Source organism: Moorena sp. SIO1G6, from assembly GCF_010672795.1.
GTDB classification, from domain to species: Bacteria; Cyanobacteriota; Cyanobacteriia; order Cyanobacteriales; family Coleofasciculaceae; genus Moorena; species Moorena producens.
The window spans coordinates 216,980-229,024 of record NZ_JAAHFZ010000008.1; the positions used below are offsets into that span (position 1 = coordinate 216,980).

The following is a 12,045-nucleotide window of genomic DNA, read 5'->3' on the forward strand; positions in this document are numbered from 1 at the left end:
AATAAACACTAACCACTAACCACTAACCACTAACCACTACACATGTCACAGGACAAAGAACTGGAAATTCAGCTACAGTTTCTCGAAGAGGCAAAGGAATACTTAGATACCATTGAATCGGTGCTGCTGGGTTTAGCCAGCGCTCCCATTGATAGTCAGAAAATGGATGGGATTCTGCGAGCAGTTCATTCTGTCAAAGGGGGAGCTGGGATGATGGGATATGGCACCTTGAGTCACCTAACTCACCGCTTAGAGGATTCATTTAAAGTTCTCAAGGCTAAGAAAAATGCGATCGCAATCGAAAACCAACTCGAAACTCTACTCCTACAGGGGGTAGACTGTCTGCGCCAGGTACTTGATATCAACCGCCAGGGCAATCGGGTAGACTGCCAGTGGCTAGAAACCATAGCTAACCCAGTATTTGATCAACTGCACGAGATTCTAGGGGACCCGGTCGCAGATGATGCTACGACTATGCTAGGAGCAGAGGATGGCACTAATGTGACTGCCATGCTGTTTGAAACAGAAGTGGAAGGGTGTCTAGCTCGCCTAGAAGGGGTGTTAGCAGACCCCGAAAGACCCTGCTTGCTTGAAGAAGTGTCCATCATGGCTCAAGAATTAGGCGGGTTAGGCGAAATGCTGCAGCTTGAGGCTTTTAGCCAGTTGTGCGAAGACATCAATCACCAGCTAGAAGCTGCCCCACACCAAGTGGAAGCGATCGCCCAACAAGCTCTAATGGTGTGGCGGCAATCCCAGGCTTTGGTACTGGTAGGTCAACTGACTCATTTACCCCGCCGCCTGGAACCTAGGGAGTTTCAGGAGAATGAAGGAGGAGTTACAGACCCAGGGGTGGCAGAGGAAGCTATATTAGTTGGGGAATTGGAAACCGATCAGCCAGAACTAGTCGGACAAGGGGATGAGGCAGACCAGCCAGACCAAGAAGACCAGCCAGACCAGCCAGACCAGCCAGACCAGCCAGACCAAGAAGACCAAGAAGACCAGCCAGACCAGCCAGACCAGCCAGACCAGCCAGACCAGCCAGACCAAGGGGAAGTAAAGGTATTTCAATGGGTGGATAGCAATCTCAACATCTCTTCCCCCTCTGCCTTCTCTTCCCCCTCTGCCTTGTCTTCTCCCCCTCCCTTGTCTTCCCCCCCTTCCCCTGAACCCATCTTCCTGAGGGAGAACAATCAGGAAGACTCCTCAAAAGACCCACACCAGGAAAATACTGTGCGCATTCCTGTGCGACAGTTGGATCGACTAAATGACTTGTTTGGAGAACTGACTATCGAGCGCAATGGTCTTTCGCTGCAACTGGGACGACTGCGCACCCTAGTAGACAACCTCAGCCGCCGGGTCAATATTCTCGAAGCTTCCAATCACAAGCTGCGCACATCTTATGACCAGATTGCCACCCCAAGAGGAATGGCAGCAAGACAGGGGGATGGGGAAACCAGCAAATCTGAGGGACTTTTCCTGCCATCTTCTGTATCTTCTCCCGCCGCTTCTGACACTTCCCCTGCTTCCCCTGCTTCCCTAGCTATTACTGTTCAAGGGTTTGATGCCTTAGAGATGGATTCCTACAGCGACTTGCACCTGCTATCAAGGGAGGTGATGGAAACCATTGTTCAAATTGAAGAAGTTACCAGCGACTTGGAATTGACCCTAGACGATACTGATAGCATTGCCCATGAATTAAACAAAACCGCCAAGCAGCTGCAAACCAATCTTACTCAGGTTCGGATGCGTCCCTTATCTGATTTAGTGGGACGATTTTCCCGAGCTTTGCGGGACTTGTGTGTCGAGCATGGCAAACAAGTAGAACTGAAGGTAATGGGGAAAGGTACCCTGATTGACCGCACCATCCTGGAAACCCTGAGTGACCCCCTAATGCATTTATTGCGCAATGCCTTCGACCACGGCATTGAAGACCCTAGCACCCGTCAGGCTATGGGGAAACCGCCAAAGGGAACTATTGAAATCAAAGCCACCCACAGAGGGAATCAGACCCAGCTTACCCTCCGTGATGATGGCAAAGGCATTAATTTAAGCAAAATCCGAGCCAGAGCAGAGGAAATGGGATTAGACCAGGAGCTGCTCGCCAGCGCCAGTGACCAGGAATTGCTGTCCCTGATTTTTGAACCCGGATTTAGTACCGCTGATCAAGTCACCGACCTATCTGGTCGTGGTGTGGGGATGGATGTAGTGCGCAACAACCTCAAGCAAATCCGGGGGGATATCCGAGTCGATACCCAACCCGGTTGGGGAACGACCTTTACCCTCACCGTCCCCTTTACCCTATCGGTAGCACGCATCCTTTTAGTGGAAAGTAACGGTATGCTCTTGGCATTTCCCATCGACGTGATTCAAGAGATGCTGATGCTGAAATCCCAGCAAATCTTAACCACCCTAGGCAACGAAGTCATAAACTGGCAAGGGAAAATGGTGTCCCTGATTCGCCTGAAAAAGTGGCTGAAATTTTACTGTCGCCGTCGGGTCACCACCCTAGAAGAAACCCCGAGCATTAACGAACCTACTATTCTAATTATCAATCAAGCCGAGCAATTAATCGGCCTGTGTGTAGACCGCTCCTGGGGAGAGCGAGAAGTTACCGTGCGTCAAGTAGAAGGAACCCTAGGGTTACCTGATGGATTTAGCGGCTGTACCATTCTCGGCAACGGTCGAGTGGTTCCCCTGGTAGACGCCAATGCCATGGTACGCTGGATAATCAGTTGTCAGCGCACCAGTAACCTAGAGAGTTTATCCCCACAACATTGCTCCACCTCAAAGGGATTTGTGGAGCAACAACCTCCCTCCCTCGGGATACAACCAAGTACCAAAGACACTATCTTAATTATTGACGACTCGATTAACGTGCGCCGGATGTTGGCATTGGGGTTAGAAAAAGCTGGGTATATTGTAGAACATGCCAAAGATGGTCAGGATGGGATAGAAAAACTGCTTCGGGGATTAGAGGTGAAAGCCATTATTTGTGACATCGAAATGCCCCGGCTGGATGGCTACGGCTTTTTAACTCGGGTCAAAGAAGAGCCGAGCTTAAAGACCTTACCCATTATTATGCTCACCTCCCGGAGTGGTTCTAAACATCGGAAACTAGCCATGACTTTAGGCGCATCTGCATATTTTTCTAAGCCTTACAATGAGCGGGATTTATTGAAAACTTTAAATGAAATGATTGTAGAAGACGTATTGATTTAATATTGCTGGTCAGATCATGTCCGGTTGACTACTTATCATTTTTAGTTGTTCGTCAATTAATAATTAACGATTAATAATTAACGATTTACCTAAAGACGAAGTGATTAACCGGACTCGACTCCATCGCTTATTTAGTCAAAGTTTCAGCGTTAACGAGGGTGCTATTGAGATCAGACTTAAAAAATAACTCTTCCTAGCTCAACTCCACCAAACTCGACGATATTGCTTGAGCTTCTCCGAACCAGGGAAGTCTGCACATAGTAGTAGTAATTGAAATGGTCAAAGGTATGACCTGATTCACTACTGGTTGAACTTCCCTGGAAGGTATAAGCAGTTTCGCTTCTGGTATCCGAATTAAAAACTAATCCAGAGACAGTATTAACAGCACCATCACGCTTTCTAATGCGTCGTAGTGCTGCTGTGACACGAGCATTCGTACTTCTTCCCGTCGAATCACGGTAGGAAACACTAATGTTGTTGGCACTTTTAACATTAACAGACACTGGACAAATGACAGTAATTGAACCGGTTTTTCCTGGTTTGAACTTAATCCGTCCCGCCGTGATCAGATAAAGGTCTTGTTGTATAGCAGAATCAATGGGAACACATCCTGCTCCATCCATCACCCAATCAGGAACCTGAGCCAGGGCTTTACTCGCACCAAATATTGTAGTCTGGGCCAATAAAGCTCCGATTAATAGTGCTTTTTTCATGTTTATTTCCTCATCACAACTTGCTCAAGTCAATCTGGGATGCACCTATATAGTTATCACCCAAGTCTTTCCTTTTTACGCAAGAGGATAAATTTCACCTAGAGCAGGGGTGGAGGAATCAGAAAACTCACCCCCCATCCTCTCATACCTGATTAGATATACAGATATAGCAGAAGTCAGAAGTCAGAAGTCAGAAGTCAGAAGTTAAACTCAAGCCAAACTGTAGTTTGAGACTTTTGTCATGTCCTAATTACCCTGGCGACTGCTATATATACAGAGTATGCGATCGCATTCGCTAGTTTTGCGTTGTTTATTTTGCGTTGTTTATTTTGCGTTTTTTGTTTGGCGTTGTTTTTGAATGAGTACACACAGCTTTTGAGATATCCTGCATCGATCCCTTTCCCCAAAAAAAAATAAGAGAGCCGTCTTCAAGCTCTCTTGATCATCAGGGTGCATCTACCAAAAAATCCGGGAACGTGAGAGCCTCCCTTTTTTAAAGGGAGGATGAAACGGTTAGAAGTTACCGTAAGGATAGGGTCGCCTTATTACAAAAAATTTAACCCTTTTATGCAAGAGAGATTGGCCGTAGGCCACGCGGGGCGCGTTCACCCATAAAGGCGACCCTATCTATCGGTTTCGTCTCCGGACGCGACGGGTTTTAACCCGCCGTATCCGTTAACTTGGGTTCGGGTAGTCTGGCTATTAAGCTTGAGATCAATTCAGACTGAGTCATTCCGGAGACGAAACCGTAAGAGTGGGTCGCCTGGCTACCCTCTTCAAGGCGCGCGTCTGTGCCCTCTCTTACGGTAACTTCAAGCCGCGCCGTTCGGCCTCTTGTTTTAGTTGTCGTTTCTCGAAGCTAGTAATCCTAATCATTAGTCTTTCGGTTTTCATTTAGTCAAGTCATTGAGGCAGAAATCTGCTAAGATTATAGTAATAAACAAGTATTACGTCTTACCTTGACTCCGACAGCCTCTAAAAAAAATGGTGAAAAACCCAAATGATGGAAACCGTCAAAAAAAAGAGGTATGACGTGAAATTGCTAGGCAATTGATGCCAAAAAGTAGCCACACAGTTAGATTAAATTCTGACCAAGGTGGGTAGGGGAGTTTGACACTCCCACATCGGTTTATACCGAACAAGAAGTGGAGAGGCGCGGTTTCAACCCGCCTCGTAACAACCTTGTAGAATCCCCCGTGTTTTAACCGGGGGAGATGTCAAATAATCACAATATAGCAGATTCAATGAGGGGTGTCACCCCTCATTTTTATTTTGCCAAATTGCTGTGCCTTCCACTTCCAGTTAACCATTGGCACTACCTAGGACAGGTGATGAGAAAATTTAATCAATTTTGGACAGATTTTCCCTTAGAGCGTTGGTCAACTAATACAAGCTAACAAAATGCTGAACATATGAATCAAACGAAAATCTATATCATCCCATGCCCTAATTTACCCATTTACCCCTATACCCATGATCAAATTCGATTCCGGAAGAGTTACTGAGGGTGGAATATTCTCCAATCAATTTAATAAAGGACTTAGACACCAAGACCCTTAAAACCCGGTTTCTCTTATCAGTCAAAGGCTGAAATCGGTGTAATTACCATCAATAACCTGGTTTGGGGCGTAAGTCCTATAGGATTTGTCCAATGTTACGAATTCATAGGCTTTTTAAACAAAGTTTAAGTTAAGCAAATTTCTCTGAACAGAGCCTACCAAAAGTTCGGCCAAGTTGATACATTCATAAATAGGCACACAAACCAATCGCAATTCAGGACTGTGCCTCCTGTCCTGAAAAACTTACAGCCCTAGAAACTTAGTCGTAGAGATTAACAAGACAGGTAGGGTAGGGTAGGCGTTAAATAATCATGAATGGGAGTAATTCAGTTTAATTCCCACCTACTCAAGACAACTAAAACCATGTCTAGCCCTAATTGGTCGATGTTTTAACTAGCTAGTGCTCATGATCTGAAGTATCTTTATTCAGCGTCTTAGGCTAGCCAAACTGTTAAAACATCAAAAGCCAAACCACTCAGGAAAGTAAGTAATGGAGGAATATACTTTTTTGTTGAGCGTCGGCTGTAAGACTCTGTAAACCCTAGCTAGATATTTTGTTGAATAAGTATAGCCATGAACCAGGTACCGTTACCTGGTTCATGTTCGTTTTAGCCACTATCAAAAAAAACCTAACACTTTACTAATTAGAACAGCCACCCCTTTTTCAGCTCGATTGGCCTCTTGTAGGGCGCGTTATGCTACCGCTAACACACCAATCTAATACGAGATAGATGATCGAGCTGTCTGCCTGTAGAATTGAGATCGCTATTCCTGCATCCCGGCATACAACAAACGTGCAAATAGCCGTACCCCATCATCCTGCTTCAGCTCTTCATAGGAGGGGGGCTGCCGCAAGCCCACCACCCGCAGATCTGCCAGCAATTCGGGATGAAACTGACAGGTAAACGATCGCCGAACGGTTTTACTTTCAAAATCTCTGTAATTGATGCAAGTCGCAGAACACTCTGTCAAAACCTCATCATCATCCGCCGTCGAGCACAAAATTTCAACAGCATCAGGGAGCTGGATCAGCCAATACAAAGCACTATTTGCCACAATATGAAGGCTGGGAATGAGAGTCGATCACTTTTTCGAATGGCTGCCCCTTGCCCCATTCACAGCTGGGATTCTCGGACAGTAAAGAGCGAGTCGATAGAGGATTAGACGAATGGCGATCGGCCAAAAACCGTCCCAAAAGAATGTGAACGGACTCAAACTGAGAGCCACTATAGCTCAGATAACCTGGCTTGAGTCGCCAGTTACTGGGTACCGAGTGAGTAATCATAAGAATAATTTCACATTCTCTTCAGTATCTTTGTCTTCTGGAACCCAACAAGAATCGGTTCCTAAGAAACCAAGTCTAATGGCCTTGAGGCTAGAGGTGCGACACCGAATACCAGGTAAAAACAAATTACAACACCCGCCAGAAGTTATGCTGCGGTAAATGGTGTGCGATTTGCTGGCTTTAAATCAGTATCGATAAGCATTTAAGTAAAATATCATACTCAGGGACAAGTGGCAAGGTTTCGCGCCTTAACAACTGAATAACCGTGAGGGTGGTTGATGGATTTCTGTTCCTGTCATTATTATAATTTCATACTTATCCCCTTGTTTATATAAATACACCATCCAGAGTCGAAACTTGCTTTCTTAAAGCCAATTCAATTTGTTGTGCCTTCTCAGACAACCTCTGAGAAGTATCATTTGCTACATAAAAGCCCCCGTGGGTCCCCCGAGCGAGCAATCCCTCGCTCGGGGGACTTTTACCAGCAAATTGATTCTTGTTCCCCCCAAGCGAGCAATCCCTCGCTTGGGGGGTGCATCTCAGTTTTGCAATTAGGCAAAAATTCGGGAGAAAATTCCCACACTCCCCGCGCCCCCGCCCCGCGCCCGGGCCCCACACTTGAGATCTTTTTTACAAATATGAGATGCACCCAATTTGGGGGGCTAGGGGTGCAAAATTCAGTATCAAAAAACTTTTCAGATATCCTCTCAAGAGAATAGCCAGCCTTGGTAAAAATTATTCTTGCTCATCTTATCTTATCCATTACAATAGGTATTTAGGAATATTTACTGGAGCAATAATTTCATTTTTACATAGTTTAATTGTTAATATCGTTATCATCAAAACTTAAATTTCAACAATAAAATTACCTAAAACGTACTTACTATTATATTTAATATAGACTGTGTATAAAGCAAATTTTAACAACTAAGAGCTTCCTGTATCTTATCTCCTTCCTAGCACCCCTTGAAACAGCTCTGCCTTTTTAAGGCGGACGGAAGGGGGTTATTCAGCCAGAGGGATTTAGGGGAATCAGAATTTTTTGACAAACAATATATTAGCAACCGCCCCAATACTTCTGTAACTGCTACAGGACATGGTTGCTTGCTCTTATTCACAAGGCTTTTTCTTTATAGTAAGTTGTATTCACCAAAAGCTATAGTAAAAGAACTGGCTTCAACGCCTACTACACTATGCTAGAATCTGGGAAACTCCTCCAAAATCGCTATTACCTCCAGCAGCAGCTGAATGACAATCCAGTGCGCCAGACTTGGCTAGCACTGGATTCCGAGTCTGACACGCAAGTCGTAGTCAAGCTTTTGGCTTTAGGTGGTCCCGTACAATGGGACGATTTGAAACTATTTGAGCGGGAAGCGCAAATTCTCAAACAACTGGATCATCCTCGGATTCCCAAGTATCGGGATTATTTTTCCCTCGATGAGAGTATCCTGTGGTTTGGACTGGTTCAGGAGTATATCCCTGGTCTATCCCTGAAACAACAACAGTCTCAAGGGTTTAGATTCTCTCAGCAGCAGGTAAATACTATCGCAGCTGATATTTTAAAAATTCTTCAGTACTTACATCAGCTCAACCCCCCAGTCTTACACCGAGATATCAAGCCCAGCAATCTAATTTGGGGTGAGGATGAGCAGGTATATTTAATCGATTTTGGAGCAGTGCAGGCTCAACCAACTACTGCGGGTGCCACATTTACAGTGGTGGGAACCTATGGTTATACTCCCATGGAACAGTTTGGGGGTCAAGCTGTGCCTGCTTCTGATTTGTATGCCTTAGGGGTCACCTTGATTGAACTGCTGACTGGAGTGGCACCTGCTGAGTTACCTCAGGAAAATTTGCGGATTCAATTTCGTCAACTACTCGGTTCTACTGTTGAGCCTGGCTTAGTGACCTGGCTAGAGAAAATTACAGAACCAGCTGTGGAGCGTCGCTTCAGTGATGCTAAACAAGCTACTGAAGCGCTATACACTAACCCAGTGGTTCCATCAAACAACACCTCCCCAACTGGTCTGCCAGACACTGTTGTCCGTATCCATAAATCAGCAGAACAACTGATCATTGATATCCCCTCCCACTGGGAAATGATAGTGTTCAAACCCCTCAAACATGCCCTAAAACAAGCTAGAGGGGTGCTAAAGGGGGTATTTTCTTACTCACTACAGCGGTTCAAGACCTTAGAAAAGTCTAGGCAACACCGGATATTAGTTGGTGTTGGGTTGGGAGTAGTCGTAGCAATTTTACTTGACTTATTTAAGCACCTTATTCTTCAAATATTAGTAATTTTGTTAGCAATTCCAGTATCATTACTGCCTTTAGCTATCCCAATTTTTTTAGTGATGTGGATAACATCATTAAACTCAGAAAAAGACTTTTCTGAGGCAGTTCGTATTTGTTTTGATAACAAAAAATTTGAAATTACTAAGGCATCTTTGAGCCGCAAAAAATGGGATCGAGGAGAAAATTCACAAATTAAAGAGGTTTATATTACTGCCTATAGGGATGCACAAGGTAGATACCATCGGGGGATTGCGATCACTACTCAGGTAGAACGACCATCACCCTTTGGTCAAAAATCCCAAACCTACATCTTTGGCGAACAATTACCAGAAGCTGAATTGAATTGGTTAGTTGAAGAAATCCGAGCTTGGTTAGATATCAAATCTAGTGATTCATCACCAAATGCAGAAGGTTGAAAGTTTAAGGTTGAAGGTTTAAGGTTGAAGGTTGAAGGTTGACGGTTTAAGGTTTAAGGTACAAGGTTCAAGGCAAAATAAAAAACCAATCAATACCGAAATTCAGCAACTCAGGACTCAGAACTCAGCTCATGGATGACATGAAAAATGCGAACAGAAACCCCATAATCGTGGATAAGACAACGGAACTGCCTCCCAATTCATAGGCTTCTGGCATCATGGTGCTAGCCAACATTGCCAAAATTGCTCCACCAGCAGTAGCCTGAGCTAAGGCTATGAATAATTCTGGGGTATGGCTTTCTAAAACATGACCTGCCACTGCACAGATTCCGCACAGCATCACCGCCCCCATCCATAACCCAAGAATCTGAGTGGTTTTAGTTCCAGCTTGTTTCATCCCAGTAGCACTGGATAATGCTTCTGGGAAATTGGAAATAAAAACTGCTAGTAAAAATGACAAGCTGAAGTGAGAGTCCCCAGCATTCATACCGATAACCGCAGATTCAGGAATATTGTCAATCAAGGTACCGATGACAATAGCAAAAGGAGCAGAATTCTTAACTAATTTTTCTAGTATAGCTGGATCTTCTCTAATTAATAGATCCAGTTCTGCTTGAGCAATCAACTGTTGTCGCCAACGGTCTAACTTATGTTCTACGGCCACCCTAGAGTCAGTGGCAAATTGGAGTCGGCGTGCTAAGGAACGGCTGAGAGCCCAAGCTAAGTGGGGAGACCAACTCAGCACATGATTAAAATGTTCTTGGTGTAGTTGATATAACTCCATGGGAGTTTGGGCAATAACAGTGGCTGAACGGGGTTCTCCCGTGAGCAATGACACTTCACCAAATACTTCCCCTGAACCCATAGTATTAATTAATTTTTCACCTCTGAAGACTTCCGCTTTTCCGTCCACAATCATATACAGGTGATCACCAGGGGCTCCCTCCTGACAAAGAATGTCTCCAGGTTGAGCATAGACTGGTTTGAGGTAGGGAACAATAGCGTGCTTTTCCTGGGAGGGAATATTTTGCATCACCTCCACGTGGGCAATGCGATTAAGTACATCGGATACCTGTTCCTGAGTATGCTCAATTAAATAGCGACGACTAGAGGCAGGTTTGCGTAGAAAACCACCGTGCTGGTCGATATATGTGGTGATTCCAGTAAACAGGCTACCCCCCACTAGGAATCCTAGCAGGAGGGGTAAAAATCCACCATTTTCGTAAGCAGGTATGGTGATTTCAAATGCGATCGCACAAATTAAGGTTCCACTACCAAATGCCATGATGGCAGCAGAAACAGTGCGGTTCGGCTGCCAGAAAACCCCAACTAAGGCTCCCAATGCCAAACTCGAAGCTCCTAATATACCTTGAAAAAATGCGGCGGTTGCCATAGGCGGCTGGCTGCTTCCAATACTGCTTATTTTATAGCTGCATACAATAGCTCGATACAAAGTATAAAGTCTGAAGACAAAAACCATGGATGCCAAAAAATTCAGCCTTGGCCTTGGCCATAGGCCAAGCTACTTGAGGTGCCTTCATCCTTCATCCTTTGGTTGGTAGGTCATGATCGATAGAGGAATACGGAATAGTGTAGTGGCTAGTTTGGACAAGCCAAACTTAAATTTAAGGGATTTAGGTAAGTCTTGCCAGGATACTGACACAAAACCGAAACGGGTGTAAAACGGCGTCAGCCAACCCATACATTCGAGATAAAGAGGGAACTCAGCCTCTTTGATTAAATTTTCCATCAGATAACTCCCCAAGCCCCGATTGCGCCACTTAGGTGCCACAACCAAACTCCCCAATTCTTGGGCATCGGGAAAGTTGCGCAATTGTCCACAAGCCACCACACGCCCCTCAAATTCAATCACCCGAAACTGGGTCCAACGTAACTGGGTAGGCTCTAGTTTAGCAATCAGAATTAATTTAAGAATTGCCCAGGTATCCTTGGCACAGGCAGGGCGGAAAATGCATCCTGGTGGTAACGATGGAGATGCTTTACTCATCAGCTGTTATAAATTGAATTTTTGTTCATGGTTGACCATCAACCGTCAACCGTCAACCGTCAACCGTTAAACCTCAACAACAAACCACTCAATAACAAAGCACTCAACAACAAACCATCAGCATCCCAATTTATCAGTTACCGATTTCATAGGTCAGTTGTGATCTCCGTCAGTCCTGACCCAATACAATTATTGCTACACTCAAAGAAAATTCTGTAGTGAATGCAAGAGACTGCTCAATATTCCTGTGCCTATTATGGTGAAACCATTTTGACCTTTGTAGATCTAAGCGCTGGTGAACAGCAATCCTATATCGAAGATTGTCAAGTCTGCTGTCGTCCAAATATTTTGTATGTAAGGGTAGATCAAGAAACTCTCGATATTGAGATTGACAGTGATTATGATGGCTAACTAAAAGGCAGATTGACCCAAGTTCACTCTTGGTAAGGATTTATGATTAGATTTGTGGCTAGCATGGTGCGTCTACCCAGAACCTTGCTACTGATAGGGACAGTGGCGAAACTCACCCATTTGCTCAATCTTAAGGTAA

7 protein-coding genes and 1 pseudogene are annotated in these 12,045 nt (G+C 44.8%); 4 read left to right on the forward strand and 4 right to left on the reverse strand.

Annotated elements, in window-relative coordinates:
- Positions 1-42: 42 nt before the first annotated feature.
- Complete coding sequence (locus F6K63_RS10260; RefSeq protein ID WP_008181157.1) at positions 43-3,219, forward strand: hybrid sensor histidine kinase/response regulator; 3,177 nt, start codon at positions 43-45, stop codon at positions 3,217-3,219.
- A 176-nt stretch (positions 3,220-3,395) separates the two neighbouring features.
- Here the strand turns inward: F6K63_RS10260 and F6K63_RS10265 are convergent, their stop codons facing one another.
- A complete protein-coding gene (locus F6K63_RS10265; RefSeq protein WP_008181158.1) occupies positions 3,396-3,932 on the reverse strand; it encodes a hypothetical protein in 537 nt (178 codons plus the stop codon).
- A 2,324-nt stretch (positions 3,933-6,256) separates the two neighbouring features.
- Positions 6,257-6,568 (reverse strand): annotated as a pseudogene (locus tag F6K63_RS10270) (hypothetical protein); the annotation flags it as partial.
- Between the two features lie 91 nt (positions 6,569-6,659).
- On the opposite strand from F6K63_RS10270, the gene F6K63_RS10275 reads away from it, so the two are divergent.
- Positions 6,660-6,935: a hypothetical protein gene (locus tag F6K63_RS10275; protein ID WP_008181161.1), complete on the forward strand. Its 276-nt coding sequence runs from the start codon at positions 6,660-6,662 to the stop codon at positions 6,933-6,935.
- A gap of 1,034 nt (positions 6,936-7,969) precedes the next feature.
- Complete coding sequence (locus tag F6K63_RS10280) at positions 7,970-9,487, forward strand: serine/threonine protein kinase (protein ID WP_008181165.1); 1,518 nt, start codon at positions 7,970-7,972, stop codon at positions 9,485-9,487.
- 124 nt (positions 9,488-9,611) lie between these two features.
- On the opposite strand, the gene F6K63_RS10285 is transcribed toward F6K63_RS10280, so the two are convergent.
- Together F6K63_RS10285 and F6K63_RS10290 are read right to left on the reverse strand one after the other, a co-directional pair.
- Positions 9,612-10,880 (reverse strand): cyclic nucleotide-binding domain-containing protein, encoded by a 1,269-nt coding sequence (locus F6K63_RS10285; protein ID WP_008181167.1) that lies wholly within the window; start codon positions 10,878-10,880, stop codon positions 9,612-9,614.
- A 144-nt stretch (positions 10,881-11,024) separates the two neighbouring features.
- On the reverse strand, positions 11,025-11,495 hold the full coding sequence (locus tag F6K63_RS10290) for a GNAT family N-acetyltransferase (protein WP_008181172.1): 471 nt from the start codon (positions 11,493-11,495) through the stop codon (positions 11,025-11,027).
- A gap of 222 nt (positions 11,496-11,717) precedes the next feature.
- Here F6K63_RS10290 and F6K63_RS10295 point away from each other — a divergent pair, with 222 nt between their 5' ends.
- Positions 11,718-11,906 carry a CPXCG motif-containing cysteine-rich protein gene (locus tag F6K63_RS10295; RefSeq protein ID WP_008181174.1) on the forward strand — a complete coding sequence of 63 codons (189 nt, stop codon included), beginning with the start codon at positions 11,718-11,720 and terminating at the stop codon, positions 11,904-11,906.
- Positions 11,907-12,045 lie beyond the last annotated feature (139 nt).

Coding starts and splice junctions, on each gene's coding strand:
- F6K63_RS10265 (WP_008181158.1), bottom strand. CDS start 3,932: ATGAAAAAAGCACTATTAATCGGAGCTTTATTGGCCCAGACTACAATA.
- F6K63_RS10295 (WP_008181174.1), top strand. CDS start 11,718: ATGCAAGAGACTGCTCAATATTCCTGTGCCTATTATGGTGAAACCATT.
- F6K63_RS10290 (WP_008181172.1), bottom strand. CDS start 11,495: ATGAGTAAAGCATCTCCATCGTTACCACCAGGATGCATTTTCCGCCCT.
- F6K63_RS10280 (WP_008181165.1), top strand. CDS start 7,970: ATGCTAGAATCTGGGAAACTCCTCCAAAATCGCTATTACCTCCAGCAG.
- F6K63_RS10260 (WP_008181157.1), top strand. CDS start 43: ATGTCACAGGACAAAGAACTGGAAATTCAGCTACAGTTTCTCGAAGAG.
- F6K63_RS10285 (WP_008181167.1), bottom strand. CDS start 10,880: ATGGCAACCGCCGCATTTTTTCAAGGTATATTAGGAGCTTCGAGTTTG.
- F6K63_RS10275 (WP_008181161.1), top strand. CDS start 6,660: ATGGCGATCGGCCAAAAACCGTCCCAAAAGAATGTGAACGGACTCAAA.